This window comes from Rhizobium sp. B21/90 (genome assembly GCF_019355815.1).
Classification (GTDB): Bacteria; Pseudomonadota; Alphaproteobacteria; order Rhizobiales; family Rhizobiaceae; genus Rhizobium; species Rhizobium rhododendri.
Genome location: NZ_CP072163.1, coordinates 1,163,856 through 1,181,364, shown reverse-complemented (window position 1 = coordinate 1,181,364; position 17,509 = coordinate 1,163,856). Strand labels below are relative to the sequence as shown.

Below are 17,509 nucleotides of genomic sequence, written 5' to 3'. Positions count from 1 at the left end.
TCAATCACGGCTACCGCTATCCTTCGACATTCGGATGTTGCGCAGTGTATTGGCCGTGATGGCCCCCCACACACATTTGCCACGCCGCCCGAGGCCTATGCGAGCAGGTACTGGATGTGGCAGCGGCCGTGGATCGCGGACTTTTCTACGTGCGCTTTTACTCCGAAGACCGTGCGAATGAGGTGTTCGGTGAGGACGTCTTCCGGTGATCCGGCGGCGACGACCTTGCCGTCTCGCAGGACGACGAGACTGTCGCAGAACATGGCCGCAAGATTGAGGTCGTGAAGGGCGACGATACAGGTGATATCCAGCTTGGCGACAAGTGACAGGATATCCAGCTGGTGCTGGATATCGAGATGGTTGGTCGGCTCGTCGAGTAGTAGCTCGGTCGGAGCCTGCGCCAGCGCGCGGGCAATGTGCACCCTTTGACGCTCGCCGCCCGACAGCGTCTGCCATAGTTGGGCTGCCCGGGCCTGCATGTCGACCCGGGCGAGCGCGATCTCGACGGCGGCATCGTCGTCGCTGCTCCAGGTGGAGAGCAATCCTCTGTGGGGCGTGCGACCGAGGCGGACGACGTCGGCGACGGTCAATGGCGTGTCGGTCGTCGATTGCTGCTCAACGAAGCCTATGCGGCGCGAGATCTCGCTGCGCGACAGGCTAGCCACATCATGTTCTCCAAGTCGTATAATGCCGCTGCGGACCTTCCTCAACCGGCAGATCAGGCGCAGCAGGCTGGATTTCCCCGATCCGTTCGGCCCAAGCAGACCGAGAACCTTGCCTTGCTCGATCGCCAGGCTGATGCCGTTAACGATGAGCGTGTTACCGGCTGCATAGGTGACGTCGTCGACGGATATGCTCATGGGGTCCTCCGGACACGATAGAGGATGACGGCAAAAGCGGGCGCTCCAAAGAGAGCCGTGACGACGCCGATCGGCAGGATCTGCTGGGGGATGATGATGCGCGAAGCAATATCGGCTCCGACCATGAAGATCGCGCCGCCAAGGGCGGTCGCCGGCAGCAGGCGGCCGTGCGACGGCCCGACCAGGAAGCGCGCGGCGTGCGGAATGACAAGCCCGACGAAGCCGATCGAGCCGACCATGCTGACGACGCTCGCCGTCATGACGGCGGTCGTGCCAAGGAGTACGATCTGTACGCGGCGCACCGGGATGCCGAGGGAGGTCGCCGCGTCGGCGCCAAAGACGAAGGCGTCGAGCGCCCTGACATGGCAGAGGCAGACGATGAAGCCCGCCAAGGTCACGGGGGCGGAGAGATAGACGTCTGGCCAGCGCACGCCGCTCATCGAACCGAGCAGCCAGAACAGCACGCCGCGCGCCTGCTCTGCATTGGCAGACGTCGTGACGATGTAGGAGGTCAGGGCATTGAACAGCTGCGATCCGGCAACGCCGCAGAGAATGATCCGCTCGCCCGACCCGCCTGCCCCTGAGGCCAGAATGCCCACCAGCGTAAAGGCGACGACGGCCCCGATGAATGCTCCGCCGGACAGCCCGAGAACGTTTGCGCCGAGCCCGAGGATCGTGATGCAAACTGCCCCTGTCGAGGCGCCTGCCGAAATGCCAAGCACATAGGGTTCGGCCAGCGGGTTGCGCAGCAGGGCCTGGAGCACGGCGCCGCAGAGCGCCAGCGAGGCTCCGGCACTGGCTGCAACCAGTGCCCGGCTGAGACGGTAATCCCAGACGATGCCTTGGTGAATACGGTCGATTGCAAAGCCCGTGCCGAAGATGCGGTTCGACACAGCCTCTGCCGTCGTCTGCAGCGGGATGGAGATTTCCCCGATGGAAACGGCAAGGCTGATCGAAAATCCGAGGACGACGATGGCGGCAACGGCGAGCGCTGCAAGCGCCCACCATCTACGCCGTGTTACGACTGCGCTGTTGCTCACCGGGCCAGACCGAAGGACCTGATGCCATTTGCAAGAACCTCGATGCCGTCGATCGTCCGGATCGTCGGGTTCATGGACTGCGCATCCATCATCACAAATCGTTTGTTCCTGACGGCGTCCATTTCGCTGGTGACGGGATCGTTCTGCAGGAAGTCCAGCTTCACCTTGGGATCGTCTGCCGCATAGCGGCGGCGATCCATGGTGGCGATGACGATGACGGCCGGGTTCGCCTGGGATATTGTTTCCCAGCCGACAAGCGGCCATTCCTCCTCGGTGGTCACGACGTTGCGCGCATCGAGGGCCTTCATCATATAAGCGGGGGCACCGTTCTTGCCGGCTATGAAGGCATCGCCCCTGACCTCTTTGCTCGAGAACCAGAAGACGATCGGCAGGTGCTTGGCGGCCGCACCCTCCACGGATGCCACAGCGGTGGCCTCGCGTTTCCTAAGGTCGGCGATCAGGGCATCGCCGCGGTCCTTGATATCGAAGACTTCGGAGAGCTGGGCGATCTCCTGATAGACTAGATCCATGCTGAACATCTGCTTGCGGACCCCGTCTCCGCCGTCGGAATTGACTTTGGCGACACAATCAGCCGGCGAGATATAGGTATTTATTCCGAGGTCGGAGAATTGCTCCCGCTTACCGACGGAACCCTGCGGTCCGACATGCCACTCGAATTCCGCAGCCACCAAGTCTGGTTGGCGTCCGACGACGGATTCGAAGCTCGGATCGTTGTCGGCCAGCCTTTTGATCTTGCTGTTGGCCTGTGCATATTGAGGAAGCACGGGACCCACCCAGACCGCCGTGCCGACGATCTTGTCGGCAAGGCCGAGAGACAGGAGAACTTCCGTCATCCCCTGGCCGATGGACACTATCTTCGAAGGCGCCCTGGCAAAGGTCACCTGTTGACCGCAATTGGTTATGGACAGCGGATAGACCGTTGCCGCGAATGCGGGGGCGGCCATGCCGAGAAGCCCGCAGGCAAGCGTAATGCTGGACAGAAACTGACGCATGAAAAATATCTCGATTTTATGGGAAAGCGAGTGCCCTGGTGCTGCAGGTATGCGGCAGCGAGGCAAGCTGCGGTTGCCACGTCAGCTGTCGGAAGCCCAATCGAGCCGGAGATGCGCCAGGCTATGGCGAAAATTCAAATGAGACATATCTGTTCCTTTCCGGGCATCCCCGCCCGGGTTCATGGGATAGCGCTTGACGGCAGGTCTCCTGACTTGCGGATATGCGCCGATCATCTGTCTTCCCGCGAAACCTTCGCAGTGACATGGCCCTGAGGCCCTGGGATGAGCAGCAATCCGCTTACAGTTGCGGGGGCAGTCACGGTCTTGGTCCCATTCGGGTGGCCCTCACCGTGTTCCCTATTAATCCCCTTGGAGTCATCCTAAGGGAACCGTCGATGGCATCTATGACAGGCCTGCAACGGCGGTCAAGGTGGGCGGGTCTCGCAAAATCTCGCACAGGTCGGAAATCCATCATTGCTTTATATTATGTTATAACGTTACATTACTAGTAAAATGCAGGCAGTCAAGTGTCTTGTCGCGTTAGCCAACAAACAGACTGCTGACGCAAACCTGTTGCAAACGACGTGCAGGGTCTGGAATGTACGTACCGGAAAGGTGCCCGACGAAAGGCATTCCGGGAATCGCAGGCAGGAGTAGCGCATGAGCAAAATTATTATATTCACCGACCTGCACATGGTCCTGGAGGGAGAGACGATCATCGGCCTCGATCCCTATCAGCGCCTTTCAAGAGGGATAGATCATGTCAACCTGCATCACCGCGATGCTGAGTTTGCGGTGATGACGGGTGACCTCTCGCACCGCGGCAGTCGCCAATCCTATGCGAGACTGCGCGAACTGCTCGACACGCTCGAAATTCCCGTCCACCTGCTGGTCGGAAACCACGACAACCGCGAAAACTTCATTGCCGCCTATCCCGAAAGCCCGCGTGACGAGCACGGTTTTATCCAGCAGCGGATCGAGACCGAAAACGGTGTCATGCTTTTGCTCGATACGCTTTGCGGACCGCCCTACGTCTCGCCGGACGTTCATGCCGGGGTGCTGTGCGACAATCGGCTTGCCTGGTTGAAGCAGAACCTCACTCGTGCCGGCGACCGGCCCGTCTACATCTTCATGCATCACCCACCGCTCGACACCGGGTTTCCCGGGATGGACAAGATCAAGCTCCGGAACGGCGAGGAGTTTTACGATATCCTTGCCGAATACGGCAATGTCCGCCACATCTTCGCCGGCCATGTTCACCGTACGATTGGCGGCTCCCATCGCGGTATACCTTTCTCGGTATTCAAGAGCCCGGTCCATCAGCAGCCGATGGTATTCGATACGGAAGATACTTCCCTCTCCGTCGATGAACCGGGCGCCTACGGCATCGTTTTCCTGAAACCGCAGGGATGCCTCGTTCATGTCGAGGATTACGAACTGTCCAACCATTCGATATCGGGCAGCGACGCACTCGGTAACTGAGACATATGCCCTGACGTCGGACTATGCCGCGTCGCCGCCTCGTCTTTAGGCCGCTTCCATGGCACCGACGCTGACCGGCAGGTCAGCGTTGGTGTTTTCACGTGCGCATCCTCCGGTTGCCGCGCGCGCCTCGGCAAGACCGGTGGAAAGATCGGAAAATTTGTAGGCAATAGTTGACATCGGGAGTCAACAAACAATACAGGAGTTAACCAGTCAACTTATTGATCATGGTCGTTGGTCGGTATTCCGTAGACTTTTCAGGTATTTGATAGATTGATTGCAGGGGGCTGCCGTGATGTTTCGCGAGGCTAGGACGACTGTATCGCCGGTGGGCACATCCTTTACGACGACCGTCGGACGTCTGATGATCGCGTTTCTGTCGAGTTCGACGCTGCTTGCCGCAACCCCGGTTTTCGCTCAGTCAGGCGACGCGGAAGCAACCACGCTCGCCAAGATCACCATTGCGGGCCAAGGCGACCGAGCTGGCACCATTGACAAGACGATTGTCGCAAAGAGTTCCCGCTCCAGCAGCAAGACCGACACCCCGCTTCTCGACGCGCCGGCCTCGGTTTCCGTCGTCACCGCCAAGGAAATGAAGGAGCGCGGTGTCACCAACCTCGACCAGGCGCTGGCCTACACGCCCGGCGTCTCCACCGATATCTACGGCTCCGACGACCGCTACGACCACTTTTTGATCCGCGGTTTCTACCAGACGACCGACGGCTCTTTCCGTGACGGGCTGCCGATGCGTGTCGGCGGCTCCTTTACCGCCAGCCGCCTCGAGCCCTATGGCATGGAACGGATCGATGTGCTGAAGGGGTCCAACTCCACGCTGTTCGGCCTTTCCGGCCCCGGCGGTATCGTCAATGCGCTCACCAAGGTGCCGCAGGACAAAGACTTCGGCGAGATCTATACAACGGTTGGGAACGGACATGTCGAAACCGGCACCGACTTCGGCGGAGCGCTCGACAAGGATGGCATCTGGACCTACCGCATGACTGGCAAATGGCAGAATGCCAATGCCGGCATCGACCATACCAACGACGATCGCGTCTATGTCGCGCCGGCGCTGACCTGGTCGCCGGATGCCGACACCTCCGTCACCATCCTGACGGATTACAACAAGCGCGACGGCAACCCTGGCCATGCCATTCCCTACAAGTCTGGGATCGATTCCGAGACCTATCTCGGTGAGCCCGATTTCGACAGGGTCGACACCATCGAGCGCAATGTCGGCTATCAGCTGCGCCACGATTTCGGCAACGGTTTCGAGTTCCGGCAGAATGCCCGCTACACCAATCTCGACATGACCTATCAGCAGATCTATCTCGGAGCTGCCGATCCTGCTTCGAGCCGCGCTGCATTGGCAATTTATGGCCATAGCAAGCGGTTCCAGATCGACAACCAGCTCCAATATGACGGCAGCTACGGCCCATTCGAAAGCCGCACACTGCTGGGCGCCGATTATGGCCGCGACAGCAATAGCGAACGTCGCCTCGACGGGACGGCCGGTGGCGTGCTCGATGACAGCAAACCCGTCTATTGCGGCACACGCTGCATCTCGTTCGGCGCACCGGTGGACACCAGGACAAGGCTGACAACGGCGGGCACATTCCTCCAGGAACAGCTGACGATCGACGACCGCTGGATCCTGACGCTGGGTGGCCGATACGATCACGCCGACACGATGTCGGAGAGCTCAGGCATCCGCGACGACGCGGTCGATACGAATTTCTCCAAGCGCGCCGGGCTTACCTTCAAGGCGACCTCCGAGCTCTCGGTCTACGCCAATTACTCGGAATCCTTCCAGCCACTGGCAGCCAGCCGCTCGACCTTCCTCGGCACGCCCAAGCCTCAGGAGGGCACACAGTACGAAATCGGTGCAAAATATCGGCCCGAGGGTATGGATGCGCTGTTTACCCTGGCACTGTTCGACCTGACCCAGAAAAACGTGGCGCAGTGGGCGTCGGACTATTCCTACCAGTACCAGGTGGGCAAGGTGAACGTGAAGGGCATCGAGTTCGAGAGCAAGGTCGCGCTCACCGACCGGCTGAACCTGACTGCCGGTTATTCGTACTGGGACGCGCGGATCAAGGACGACGCGACCACCGGGCTGATTGGCAATCGGCCGGAACTCGTTCCCAACCACATGGCAACGCTCTGGGCCGACTATACCATTCCCGGCAAAGGCGCGATCGGTGACATCAACGTCGGGATGGGCGCCCGCTTTGTCGGCAATACTTTCGGCGACAATGCCAACACGCTGCCGCTTGCCTCAAGAACGGTCTTCGACGCGGCTTTCAATTACAAGTTCAAGAACGGCGTTGCCCTCGCCGTCAACGCCACCAACATCTTCGACAAGGAATATGTGGCCAGCATCGACGACTACAGTCTGGCCGCCTACTACGGCGACCGCCGCGCGGTGCGGGCGACCCTGCGCTACACCTGGTAGCGCCTGCGCGACGATCTCTCGGCGCAACCACAAAACACAGGAATGGATGTCATGGCTCTCGTTACCCGTCGTCGCGACCTGCTGTGCGGGCTGGCAACCGCTCTCTTGGCGCCGGAGCTGATGCACACACCCGCCATCGCTGCCGACGGGCCGCTGCAATTCGATCATGCCTTCGGCGTGACCGTCCTGCCGAAGCCCGCTACCCGTGTCGTATCGCTGGGCTACCTCACCCAAGATCCCCTGCTCGCGCTCGATGTCATCCCGCTTGCGATACGCGACTGGTTCGGCGACCAGCCGTTTGCCGTCTGGCCATGGGCGCAGCCTTTTCTGAAGGACGCCCGCCCCGTTGTCATCAAGGGCAATGTCGGGTTGGAACTCGTCGCTACCTTGCAGCCGGATCTGATCGTCGGCATCGGGTCAGGCATATCGGAAGCAGAGTACGCCGGGCTTTCCCGCATTGCGCCCGTGCTGATGCAGCCGAAGGCGTTTCCGGCCTATGGCATGCCTTGGGATGAGATGACACGGCTGATCGGTCGCGCCGTCGGCAAGGATCGCCTAGCCGACGAACTGGTCGCCAAGACCCGCCAGGACTTTGCGGCAGCGCGCCTGCGACATCCGGATTGGGGCGGACGCACGGCTGTCGCCGCCTATCACTATGGCAGCGAGACCGGATTTTTCGCATCCTCGGACACGCGCGGCCATTTCCTGACCGAGCTCGGATTTGCCCCCACAGCCGCCAGCCGCCTGCTCGATGGGTCCAAAAGCTTCTATCAAAAACTTTCACCGGAAGACCTGTCCGCTCTCGAAGCGGATATCGTCCTTTGGGTATCGTCCTCCGAAACCGCTACCGATCTCGCCGCCCTGCCGATGCGCCGTGTCCTGAAGGCCCATGCCGAGGGTCGCGAAGTCTTTGCGGGCGGTACGGTCGCAGCCGCGCTGTCTTTCGGCAGCGTCCTGTCGTTGCCCTTCGTGCTGTCTGCACTCGAGGCCGATATTGCAGCAGCACTCGATGGCGACCCCAGGACATCGGTAGCCTCGGCGGTCCGTGCCGGACTTGCCCCGTGATGCCGTCTGCCACAGTCCCCTCGCAGCCCACAGCGGGAAAGCACCATACAGCACGGCAACGGCTGGCAGTTGCCGTTGCGGGCTTTCTGCTGCTGGTGGTCCTGTGCCTGGTCAGCCTGGCCGTCGGCGCGCGTTCTGTTTCTCTCTCCACCGTCTTCGATGCGTTGACGGCCTATGACGCTCGCCTGCCAGATCACATTGCGGTCCGCGACTATCGCTTGCCGCGCACGTTGCTGGGGCTTTTATGCGGAGCGGGTTTCGGTGTGTCCGGTGCCATCATCCAGGCGATCACGCGCAATGCGCTCGCCGATCCCGGTCTACTCGGCGTCAATGCCGGCGCTGCCTTTTTCGTGACGATTGCTGCCGGCGTATTCGGCCTGCAGGCGGTGAGCAATTATCTCTGGTTTGCCTTTCTCGGCGCCATCGTTGTCACTGTGATCGTCTATGTGCTCGGCTCGCTCAGTCGCGCCGGAGCGACCCCGGTCCGGCTGCTGCTTGCAGGCGTCGCGATCAATGCGTTGCTTGGCGGCCTCGGATCAGCCATCGTACTGCTCGATCCGGTCGGCTTCGACAGCATGCGTCTCTGGTCGATCGGCGCTCTCGGCGGCCGCGACATGGCGGTGGTGTCTGCGGTGGCGCCGTTCCTTATCGTCGGGCTTGGCATCGCGGGCCTCATCGCACCGGCGATGAATTCGATAGCGCTCGGCAATGACACCGCCCGGGCGCTGGGCACCCATGTTGTCCGCAGCCGCATCCTGGCGGCTGTGTCCTTGACCCTTCTTGCCGGTGGTGGCACGGCGGCGGTCGGACCGATCGGCTTCATCGGCCTGATGACGCCGCATGTCGTGCGCTGGCTGTTCGGCCCCGATCAGCGGCTGATTTTCGCCGGCACGATGATCTTTGCCCCGATCCTGCTGCTGTCGGCCGACATTATCGGGCGTCTTCTCCTCCCGGGTGAACTGGAAGCCGGCATCGTCACCGCCTTCATCGGCGCGCCCGTCCTGATCCTCCTGGTGCAGCGGCAGAAAGTGAGCGGGCTGTGACGCGGGCGGCGGATCCAGGCGTCATCGTTCTGCGCTCGCCCCGTGGGCGGCTTTCGCTGCGGTTGCGCAGCCGGAGTGTTATCGCCTGCGCCTTCATGCTGGCTGTCTGCCTCATGCTCGTGCTGCTGTCGCTGGTTTCCGGCGACTATGCGGTTTCAATGTCGGGTGTCGCGCGGACCCTTTCGGGGCGGGGCGACCAGATGCAGGAGATGATCGTTCTCGAATGGCGCCTGCCCCGCGCCCTGCTTGCGCTGCTGATCGGCGCCGCGCTCGGCATCAGCGGTGCTATTTTCCAGTCGCTGACGCGTAATCCGCTCGGTTCGCCGGATATCATCGGCTTTTCTGCCGGCGCCCACACCGGCTCACTGGTGGCGATGCTGCTGTTGTCAGAGGGCTATTTAGGGACAGCCACGGGCGCACTGATCGGCGGTCTGGCAACGGCGATCGCAGTCTACATGCTGACCTACCGAGGGGGTATCGACGGATTTCGGCTGATCGTCGTCGGTGTCGCGGTCGCCGCCATGCTGTCTGCCGCCAATGTCTGGATGATCCGCAAGGCGGACCTGCAGGTCGCGATGTCGGCTGCCATGTGGGCGGCGGGCTCGCTGAACGGCCTCGGCCTTGATCGCCTGCTGGCGGTATCGGTGGCGCTGGCAGTGCTCGTGCCGATCTCCCTTGCCCTGGCAAGGCCCCTCCGTCAGCTCGAACTCGGCGACGAGGCGGCGCTTTCGTCTGGTGTGTCGCCGGATCGCGTCCGGCTGGCGCTGGCCGTCATCGGCGTGGCCCTGATCGCGGTGGCAACGGCTGCGGCAGGCCCCATCGCATTCATCGCGCTGGCAGCGCCGCAGCTTGCGCGGCGCGTGACCCGGTCGGCCGGGGTGGCGCTGGTACCATCGGCGCTGATGGGCGGGGTATTGCTCGTCGCCTCGGATTGGGCAGCCCAGCACGCGCTCGGCCTCCAGCTGCCGGTCGGCGTAATGACGTTTAATATCGGCGGCCTGTATTTCATATGGGTGCTAGTCAGCGAGGGACGCAAATGACGACGGCCAGACTGCGCGCGGAAGCAGTGACTTTGCGCTACCGGGAGTTGACGGTCGCCCGCGAGCTCTCGGTGACCATTCCGGATAACGCATTTACCGTTATCGTCGGCCCGAATGCCTGTGGCAAGTCGACATTGCTGCGGGCCTTGTCGCGCCTGCTTCGGCCGACGCAGGGGGAGATCATCCTCGACGGTGCCAGCATTGGAAGTCTGCCGGCCAGGGACGTGGCGCGCCGGCTCGGGCTTTTGCCGCAGAGTTCTATCGCACCCGACGGCATTACCGTCGAAGACCTCGTGTCGCGCGGCCGTTATCCGCACCAGTCGATCTTTCGCCAATGGTCGGCCGCCGATCAGCAGGCCGTCGCGTCTGCGATGTCAGCCACAGGGGTCGCCGACCTTGCCACCCGGCTCGTCGACGAACTGTCCGGCGGGCAACGCCAGAGGGTCTGGCTCGCCATGGTTCTGGCCCAGCAGACACCGATCCTGCTCCTCGACGAGCCAACCACCTTTCTCGATATCACCCACCAGATCGACCTGCTCGACCTGTTGGCCGAAATCAACGCCGACGGACGCACCGTCGTTGCGGTGCTGCATGATCTCAACCATGCCTGCCGCTATGCCACGCACCTGATCGCGATGCGCGACGGCGCCATCGTTGCCGAAGGCACGCCGGCAGCGATCGTCACCGAACAACTGATAGAAAGCGTCTTCGGCCTTGCCTGCGTCATCGTTCCGGATCCGGTGACGGGAACCCCAATGATCGTGCCGCGCGGGCGCCACTCGGCAGCGCAAGCCCGGCCGGTCGCCGACATCCCCGGCCCCGCTGCAGACAACGAGCATATCGCATGAGCATTGCGCGGGAGTTCAAGTTGAACGGCGTCGCAATTCCGCACGATGCCGCAAGCATGCTGGATGAGATCTGCGAGCATTTCGTCGAGCATTCGAGCGTCGAGCGGACGGGCAATCTGGCGCTGCTGAGAAGCGAAACGGCACTTGTCGCCATCCGCCTAAAGGACAGCCGCCTGCTCATAGAACTCGCTTGCGCAACGGAACAGGCGCTGCAGCTGACCTGCAACAACATTGTCGAGCATCTGGTCTACTTCGCCGGCGAAGAACCTTTAGAGCTTAGCTGGTCGACGCCACCGGCGCCCGGCATCCTGCCCGATCTGCGCGAGGTAACCGTGGTGTCCGCCGCGGACGTCACGCCACATATGCGGCGGGTCAAGTTCAGCTGCGAGGATCTCACACCGTTCATCGGCGGCGGCATGCATGTGCGTGTCCTGCTGCCGCCCGACGGACGCATACCGGTCTGGCCGACCCTGCTGGCGGACGGCAGGACCGGCTGGCCCGAGGGGGAAGACGAACTCGCGGTACGGGTCTATACGATCCGTGCTGTCGATGTCGCACGCCGTGAATTATGGATCGATTTCCTGCAGCATGCCACGCACGATGTCGCGGCGCCCGGTGCCGAATTCGCGCGCAAGGCGAGACCGGGGCAAAAGTTGGCGTTTCTTGGGCCCGGCGGCGGTGGAATTCCGCAGGCGTCGTCCATGCTCCTCGCAGGCGACGCAACGGCGCTTCCAGCCATCGCCCGGATCGCGGCAGAAGTGCCGGCCCATATCCGGATGCAGGCCATCATCTTGGTGGAGGATGCAGGCGAGGAGCAACCCTTGCCAACATCGGGAACTCTGGATGTGCGCTGGCTCCACCGGAAGGATGACAAGAGTGATACCGGTTATCGGTTCGGCGACGCGGTCAGGACCGCGATCAGCGCGGCGGATGCGCAGACCTATGTCTGGGTGGCCTGCGAAAGAGACGAGATGCGCCCCATTCGCGCGCTCCTGAAGCAAAAGGGCCATGATCGCAAGTTGACTTATGCGGCGTGGTACTGGGAGAAGCCAAAGCCTGACGCGGTAAATCAGCCGTGATGGATTTGCGCTCGGTTTCGTGTCCGTGACGACAGATCGCCTTTGAGTTTTCTCTTTCATTGCGGTTAAGTTCGCTTTCGCGCAAACGCGATGCCAGCGAAGGATGAATCGATGTTTTTGACAGATCGCCAGACCGAGATCGTTGCTCTTGCCAAATCGACGGGCCGCGTTCTCGTCGACGATCTCGCGACGCGGTTCAATGTGACGCCGCAGACCATACGCAAGGATCTCAACGATCTCTGCGACGGGCAAATGCTGACACGCATGCACGGCGGCGCCAGCCTGCCCAGCGGCACTGCGAATGTGCGCTACGAGCAGCGCCGTCAGATAGCCTCCGCCGAGAAGCAGGCGATCGGCGCCGCAGCTGCCCAACTCATTCCCAACAACGCATCGCTTTTCATCAATATCGGCACGACGACCGAGGCGGTAAGCGAGGCCCTGATCGCCCACCATGAGCTGATGGTGATCACCAACAACATCAATGTGGCCAATCGGTTACGCCTTTATTCGGCAATCGAGGTCGTGGTTGCGGGTGGCGTCGTGCGCGCTTCGGACGGCGGCATCGTCGGCGAAGCGGCCGTCGATTTCATCCGGCAATTCAAGGTCGATTACGCAGTCATCGGCGCCTCCGCCATCGATTCCGACGGCGCCCTGCTCGACTACGATTTTCGCGAGGTGAAGGTGGCACAGGCGATCATCGCCAATGCCCGGCATGTCATTCTGGTGGCGGATTCCACCAAATTCGAGCGCACGGCACCGGTGCGGATCGGACAGCTGTCGCAGGTCCAGACATTGATCACCGACCACTGTTCCGTCGAGGCCATCCGGACGATCTGCCACGACAGCAACGTCGCGCTGATCGAGACATCAAAAGCGAGCTGACCCGCGAAACTTTCGTTTGACATTCGTTATGTTTTCGTTTCAGATGTATCCCGTACCGCAAGCGCAATAAATTTGTGCATTGCGAAGGTCTGGCTCTTGGGGGAGAGGCAGTGGGGGATAGAATGTTCGATCTTTTTGTCATTGGCGGCGGTATCAACGGCTGCGGCATTGCGCGCGACGCGGCCGGCCGTGGCTATAAGGTCGCGCTGGCCGAAATGAACGATTTCGCCTCCGGCACATCTTCCGGATCGACCAAGCTTATCCATGGCGGCCTGCGCTATCTCGAGCATTACGAATTCCGGCTGGTTCGCGAATCGCTGATGGAGCGCGAGGTCCTATGGGCCATGGCGCCGCATATTATCTGGCCGATGCGCTTCGTCCTGCCCTACCAGAAGGGCGGCATCCGCCCGGCCTGGCTCATTCGCCTCGGGCTTTTCCTCTACGACCATATCGGCGGCAGAAAGCTGCTTCCGGCGACGTCCGTTGTCGACATGCGCAAGGATCCGGCAGGCAAGCCATTGAAATCCCTGTTCACCAAGGCCTTTGAATATTCCGACGGATGGGTCGACGATGCGCGGCTTGTCGTCCTCAACGCCCGGGATGCTGCCGATCGCGGAGCCCAGATCATGCCGCGGACCCGCGTGCGGTCGGCGCGCTGGGAAAAAAATGCCTGGTCTGTCGAGACGCAGGATATGGCAACAGGCAGGATCGACAGCTTTCAGGCGCGCATGCTTGTCAATGCGGCAGGCCCCTGGGTCGATCAGGTGCTGTCCAGTGCATTCGGCAAGAACCAGGTTCACAATGTGCGGCTCGTCCAGGGCAGCCACATCGTCGTCAGGAAGAAGTTCGACGATCCACGCGCCTATTTCTTCCAGAACCCTGACAATCGTATCATCTTCGCAATTCCCTACGAGCAGGATTTTACCCTGATCGGGACGACCGACCAGGATTTCGAGGGCGATCCGAAGGATATCCGCATCACGCAGCGCGAGGTCGACTATCTCTGCAGCGCCGCCAGCGAATATTTTGCCGAACCGGTAACGCCTGATGACATCGTCTGGTCCTATTCCGGCGTTCGTCCGCTGTTCGACGACGGCGCCTCGAAGGCGCAGGAAGCGACGCGGGACTATGTGCTGAAGCGCGAGGAACTGCCCGGTGGCGGTGAACTGCTCAACATCTTCGGTGGCAAGCTGACCACCTACAGGCGCCTTGCAGAGCACGCGCTGGAGAAGATCGGCGATGCGATCGGTGTCAAAGGCAAGGTCTGGACGGCCGGCAGCAGCCTGCCCGGCGGTGCCTTTGCCGCGACGGGCTATGAGAGCGAAGTTGCCAAGCTCAAGGGCTCCTACCCGTTTCTGGCCGACCGCCATGCCCGACGGCTTGTCCGGCTCTACGGCACGAACGCGGCGCTCCTGCTCGGCAAGGCAGCAAACGCGTCCGATCTCGGCCGTAATTTCGGCGACGACCTTTTCGAATGCGAGGTCCGGTGGCTGATCGACATGGAATGGGCAAGGCACGCGGAGGACGTGCTTTGGCGCCGGACCAAGAAGGGACTGTATCTGTCGAAGGATCAGGCCGCAGAACTTGAGACTTTTATCGCCGGGGTGATCACGCACTAGGAGCGTTTGCCGCTCGAGGACAATATCACCGCTGGTTTGGAGGAGGCACGGGGATTTAATGCTGGAATTGCGAAATGTGGCCAAGATGGCGGGCAGTGAATATCATATTCACCCCTCCAGCCTTGTCCTTCAGGGAGGAACACTGAACGTCCTGCTGGGTCCGACCTTGTCCGGCAAGACGTCTCTGATGCGGCTGATGGCCGGGCTGGACAAGCCAACCTCGGGAACGGTTCACTTCGATGGCGTCGATGTTACCGGCCTGCCGGTGCAGAAGCGCTCGGTCGCCATGGTCTATCAGCAGTTCATCAATTATCCGGCGATGACGGTCTACGAGAATATCGCGTCGCCGATGCGGATTGCCGGCAAGGATAAGCAGACGGTGGACCGCGAAGTGCGCAAGGCCGCCGAGCTCATGAAGCTGACGCCCTATCTCGACCGCCTGCCGCTCAACCTCTCCGGTGGCCAGCAGCAGCGCACGGCGCTGGCGCGTGCCATCGTCAAGAACGCCCGCCTCGTGCTGCTCGACGAGCCACTCGCCAATCTCGACTACAAACTGCGCGAGGAATTGCGCGAGGAACTGCCTCGCCTGTTTGCCGCCTCGGGATCGATCTTCGTTTATGCCACGACCGAACCGTCCGAGGCTCTGCTGCTTGGCGGCAACACCGCGTCGCTCAGCGAAGGGCGCATCAGCCAGTTCGGTCCGACCATCGACGTCTATCGCAACCCTGCCGACCTCGTCACCGCCCGGACCTTCGCCGATCCGCCGCTGAATACGATCGCACTGGTGCGCGCCGGCAATGCGCTGCAGCGCGACGGAGAAACGATCCTGCAGCTGCCGGACCACCTCGCCGGCGTGCCGGAAGGTCCATGCGTCATAGCCTTCCAGCCTCACCATCTGTCTGTCGCGAGGCGGCATGAAACTTCGGCAGCCCTCAAGGCGCGGGTGATCATCTCCGAAATCGCCGGCTCCGAAAGCTTTATCCACGTGGAGGCGGCAGGCTCGCGCTGGGTGATGCTGGAACATGGCATCCACGATATCGATCCCGACACCATCGTCGACCTGTTCGTCGATACCCGCCACCTGATGGCCTTCGATACCGCGGGACACTCGATTGCCCGCGCGGCGAACGGATAGGAGACCGGAAATGGCACGCATCACGCTCGATCACATCCGCCATGCCTATGCGCCGAACCCGACGGCAGACAAGGATTATGCGCTGCGCGAAGTCCACCACGAGTGGCGGGACGGTGGCGCCTATGCGCTGCTGGGACCCTCCGGCTGCGGCAAGACGACCTTGCTCAACATCATTTCGGGCCTTCTGCGCCCGTCCCATGGCCGCATCCTGTTCGACGGCAGGGACGTCACCGATCTGCCGACGCAGGAGCGCAACATTGCCCAGGTTTTCCAGTTTCCGGTCGTCTACGACACCATGACGGTCTACGACAACCTGGCATTTCCGCTGCGCAACAGGGGCGTGGCTGAAGCCGACGTCGATCTCCGGGTCCGCGAGACGCTCGACATGATCGATCTATCGAGCTGGGCGAACCGCAAGGCCAGCGGCCTCACCGCCGACCAGAAGCAGAAGATCTCGCTCGGACGTGGCCTTGTGCGCAACGATGTCAGCGCGATCCTGTTCGACGAGCCGCTGACTGTCATCGACCCGCACATGAAATGGCAGCTGCGCTCGCAACTGAAACTGCTGCACAAGCAGTTCGGCTACACCATGGTCTATGTGACCCATGACCAGACGGAGGCGCTCACCTTCGCAGACAAGGTCGTGGTCATGTACGACGGACAGATCGTCCAGATCGGTACGCCGGCCGAGCTGTTCGAGCGACCAAGTCACACCTTCGTCGGCTATTTCATCGGCTCGCCCGGCATGAACGTCATGGCGGCGCGCGTCGAAGGCAGCTCAGTGCATGTCGGCGACCAGACCCTGGCGCTCGGCTATGCGCCGGACACCGGAAAGGCGGCCAAGACCGAGCTTGGCATTCGCCCCGAATTCATCCGCATCGACCGCGACGGCATGCCGGTGACGATCAGCAAGGTCGAGGATATCGGCCGTCAGAAAATCGTCCGCGCCGAGTTTGCGGGCCAGCCAATTGCCATCATCGTTCCCGAAGACGGCGAGATCCCATCGGAGCCACGGATCACCTTTGATCCCACCGCCATCAGTATCTACGCCGATTCCTGGCGTGTCGGCCGGGAGGAACGGGCATGAACAAGCCATGGAACAACAAGGCCTGGTTCCTCGTCATGCCGGTGCTGGTGCTGGTGGCCTTTTCGGCGGTGATCCCGCTGATGACGGTGGTCAATTATTCGGTCCAGGATACGTTCGGCAACAACCAGTTCTTCTGGGCCGGTACCGACTGGTTCGTCCAGACGTTGAAGTCCGACCGCTTCTGGTCCGCGCTCGAGCGCAACCTGGTGTTCTCTTTCATCATCCTCGCGCTCGAAATTCCGCTCGGCATCTTCATCGCGCTGAACATGCCGAAGAAGGGTCTCGGGGTCCCCGTCTGCCTGGTACTAATGGCGCTGCCGCTGCTCATTCCCTGGAACGTCGTCGGCACGATCTGGCAGGTGTTTGGGCGTGGCGATATCGGGTTGCTTGGGCATACGCTCAATTCCATGGGTATCGACTATAACTACGTCCGCAATCCCCTCGATGCCTGGCTGACCGTTATCGTCATGGATGTCTGGCACTGGACGAGCCTCGTTGTGCTTCTGTGCTATGCCGGTCTGGTGTCCATTCCGGATGCTTTCTACCAGGCCGCCAAGATCGATGGCGCGTCCCGCATGGCCGTGTTCCGTTACATTCAGCTGCCGAAGATGAAGCGGGTGCTGACCATCGCCATCCTGCTGCGCTTCATGGACAGCTTCATGATCTACACCGAGCCTTTCGTCGTCACCGGCGGCGGACCTGGCAACTCGACCACGTTCCTGTCAATCGATCTGGTGAAGACCGCGCTCGGACAGTTCGATCTCGGCCCGGCTGCGGCCATGTCGATCATCTACTTCCTGATCATCCTGCTGCTCTCATGGGTGTTCTACACCGTGATGACCAGCTACGACGCGGAGACCTGAT

16 protein-coding genes and 1 riboswitch are annotated in these 17,509 nt (G+C 61.6%); of the genes, 12 read left to right on the top strand and 4 right to left on the bottom strand.

Annotated elements, in window-relative coordinates; genetic code table 11:
- Positions 1-95 precede the first annotated feature (95 nt).
- The 3 genes from J5278_RS23510 to J5278_RS23500 are packed head-to-tail and all read right to left on the bottom strand — an operon-like array spanning position 96 to position 2,913.
- Positions 96-860, bottom strand: a complete 765-nt coding sequence (locus tag J5278_RS23510; protein ID WP_209187977.1) for an ABC transporter ATP-binding protein — start codon at positions 858-860, stop codon at positions 96-98.
- Positions 857-1,900: an iron ABC transporter permease gene (locus J5278_RS23505; protein WP_142831420.1), complete on the bottom strand. Its 1,044-nt coding sequence runs from the start codon at positions 1,898-1,900 to the stop codon at positions 857-859. Before J5278_RS23505 ends, J5278_RS23510 begins: the two co-directional genes overlap by 4 nt.
- Positions 1,897-2,913: an ABC transporter substrate-binding protein gene (locus J5278_RS23500; RefSeq protein ID WP_219258536.1), complete on the bottom strand. Its 1,017-nt coding sequence runs from the start codon at positions 2,911-2,913 to the stop codon at positions 1,897-1,899. Before J5278_RS23500 ends, J5278_RS23505 begins: the two co-directional genes overlap by 4 nt.
- A gap of 180 nt (positions 2,914-3,093) precedes the next feature.
- A riboswitch (cobalamin riboswitch) is annotated at positions 3,094-3,322 on the bottom strand.
- A 251-nt stretch (positions 3,323-3,573) separates the two neighbouring features.
- On the opposite strand from J5278_RS23500, the gene J5278_RS23495 reads away from it, so the two are divergent.
- Positions 3,574-4,395 carry a phosphodiesterase gene (locus J5278_RS23495; RefSeq protein WP_219258534.1) on the top strand — a complete coding sequence of 274 codons (822 nt, stop codon included), beginning with the start codon at positions 3,574-3,576 and terminating at the stop codon, positions 4,393-4,395.
- 45 nt (positions 4,396-4,440) lie between these two features.
- Here J5278_RS23495 and J5278_RS31200 read toward each other — a convergent pair whose 3' ends face one another.
- Positions 4,441-4,575 (bottom strand): hypothetical protein, encoded by a 135-nt coding sequence (locus J5278_RS31200; protein WP_257623421.1) that lies wholly within the window; start codon positions 4,573-4,575, stop codon positions 4,441-4,443.
- Positions 4,576-4,690: 115 nt separating this feature from the next.
- Between J5278_RS31200 and J5278_RS23490 the strand changes: the two genes are divergently transcribed.
- From J5278_RS23490 to J5278_RS23440, 11 genes are all read left to right on the top strand, one after another.
- Positions 4,691-6,847, top strand: coding sequence for a TonB-dependent siderophore receptor (locus J5278_RS23490; protein WP_257623474.1), 2,157 nt, complete (start codon positions 4,691-4,693; stop codon positions 6,845-6,847).
- 51 nt (positions 6,848-6,898) lie between these two features.
- Positions 6,899-7,912, top strand: a complete 1,014-nt coding sequence (locus tag J5278_RS23485; protein ID WP_209207220.1) for an ABC transporter substrate-binding protein — start codon at positions 6,899-6,901, stop codon at positions 7,910-7,912.
- Positions 7,912-8,955: an iron chelate uptake ABC transporter family permease subunit gene (locus J5278_RS23480; RefSeq protein ID WP_209207219.1), complete on the top strand. Its 1,044-nt coding sequence runs from the start codon at positions 7,912-7,914 to the stop codon at positions 8,953-8,955. The genes J5278_RS23485 and J5278_RS23480 overlap by 1 nt, the downstream gene beginning before the upstream one ends.
- On the top strand, positions 8,952-9,995 hold the full coding sequence (locus J5278_RS23475; protein ID WP_257623420.1) for an iron chelate uptake ABC transporter family permease subunit: 1,044 nt from the start codon (positions 8,952-8,954) through the stop codon (positions 9,993-9,995). The genes J5278_RS23480 and J5278_RS23475 overlap by 4 nt, the downstream gene beginning before the upstream one ends.
- Complete coding sequence (locus J5278_RS23470) at positions 9,992-10,843, top strand: ABC transporter ATP-binding protein (protein WP_209207218.1); 852 nt, start codon at positions 9,992-9,994, stop codon at positions 10,841-10,843. The genes J5278_RS23475 and J5278_RS23470 overlap by 4 nt, the downstream gene beginning before the upstream one ends.
- Positions 10,840-11,922: a DUF2218 domain-containing protein gene (locus J5278_RS23465; RefSeq protein WP_219258532.1), complete on the top strand. Its 1,083-nt coding sequence runs from the start codon at positions 10,840-10,842 to the stop codon at positions 11,920-11,922. The genes J5278_RS23470 and J5278_RS23465 overlap by 4 nt, the downstream gene beginning before the upstream one ends.
- 111 nt (positions 11,923-12,033) lie before the next feature.
- The gene (locus tag J5278_RS23460; protein ID WP_142831413.1) at positions 12,034-12,804 is read left to right on the top strand and encodes a DeoR/GlpR family DNA-binding transcription regulator; all 771 of its coding nucleotides are present in this window, start codon (positions 12,034-12,036) and stop codon (positions 12,802-12,804) included.
- A gap of 122 nt (positions 12,805-12,926) precedes the next feature.
- Positions 12,927-14,423, top strand: a complete 1,497-nt coding sequence (gene glpD / locus J5278_RS23455) for a glycerol-3-phosphate dehydrogenase (RefSeq protein WP_209187983.1) — start codon at positions 12,927-12,929, stop codon at positions 14,421-14,423.
- A 58-nt stretch (positions 14,424-14,481) separates the two neighbouring features.
- On the top strand, positions 14,482-15,558 hold the full coding sequence (locus J5278_RS23450) for an ABC transporter ATP-binding protein (RefSeq protein ID WP_142831411.1): 1,077 nt from the start codon (positions 14,482-14,484) through the stop codon (positions 15,556-15,558).
- Positions 15,559-15,568: 10 nt separating this feature from the next.
- Positions 15,569-16,645, top strand: a complete 1,077-nt coding sequence (locus tag J5278_RS23445; protein ID WP_209187984.1) for an ABC transporter ATP-binding protein — start codon at positions 15,569-15,571, stop codon at positions 16,643-16,645.
- On the top strand, positions 16,642-17,508 hold the full coding sequence (locus J5278_RS23440) for a carbohydrate ABC transporter permease (protein WP_142831409.1): 867 nt from the start codon (positions 16,642-16,644) through the stop codon (positions 17,506-17,508). The genes J5278_RS23445 and J5278_RS23440 overlap by 4 nt, the downstream gene beginning before the upstream one ends.
- Position 17,509 lies beyond the last annotated feature (1 nt).

What these genes read in the sequence shown, in the direction of transcription:
- J5278_RS23510 (WP_209187977.1), bottom strand. Translation starts at nt 860, where the DNA reads ATGAGCATATCCGTCGACGACGTCACCTATGCAGCCGGTAACACGCTC.
- J5278_RS23500 (WP_219258536.1), bottom strand. Translation starts at nt 2,913, where the DNA reads ATGCGTCAGTTTCTGTCCAGCATTACGCTTGCCTGCGGGCTTCTCGGC.
- J5278_RS23495 (WP_219258534.1), top strand. Translation starts at nt 3,574, where the DNA reads ATGAGCAAAATTATTATATTCACCGACCTGCACATGGTCCTGGAGGGA.
- J5278_RS31200 (WP_257623421.1), bottom strand. Translation starts at nt 4,575, where the DNA reads ATGTCAACTATTGCCTACAAATTTTCCGATCTTTCCACCGGTCTTGCC.
- J5278_RS23490 (WP_257623474.1), top strand. Translation starts at nt 4,691, where the DNA reads ATGTTTCGCGAGGCTAGGACGACTGTATCGCCGGTGGGCACATCCTTT.
- J5278_RS23485 (WP_209207220.1), top strand. Translation starts at nt 6,899, where the DNA reads ATGGCTCTCGTTACCCGTCGTCGCGACCTGCTGTGCGGGCTGGCAACC.
- J5278_RS23480 (WP_209207219.1), top strand. Translation starts at nt 7,912, where the DNA reads ATGCCGTCTGCCACAGTCCCCTCGCAGCCCACAGCGGGAAAGCACCAT.
- J5278_RS23470 (WP_209207218.1), top strand. Translation starts at nt 9,992, where the DNA reads ATGACGACGGCCAGACTGCGCGCGGAAGCAGTGACTTTGCGCTACCGG.
- J5278_RS23465 (WP_219258532.1), top strand. Translation starts at nt 10,840, where the DNA reads ATGAGCATTGCGCGGGAGTTCAAGTTGAACGGCGTCGCAATTCCGCAC.
- J5278_RS23460 (WP_142831413.1), top strand. Translation starts at nt 12,034, where the DNA reads ATGTTTTTGACAGATCGCCAGACCGAGATCGTTGCTCTTGCCAAATCG.
- glpD (WP_209187983.1), top strand. Translation starts at nt 12,927, where the DNA reads ATGTTCGATCTTTTTGTCATTGGCGGCGGTATCAACGGCTGCGGCATT.
- J5278_RS23450 (WP_142831411.1), top strand. Translation starts at nt 14,482, where the DNA reads ATGCTGGAATTGCGAAATGTGGCCAAGATGGCGGGCAGTGAATATCAT.
- J5278_RS23445 (WP_209187984.1), top strand. Translation starts at nt 15,569, where the DNA reads ATGGCACGCATCACGCTCGATCACATCCGCCATGCCTATGCGCCGAAC.
- J5278_RS23440 (WP_142831409.1), top strand. Translation starts at nt 16,642, where the DNA reads ATGAACAAGCCATGGAACAACAAGGCCTGGTTCCTCGTCATGCCGGTG.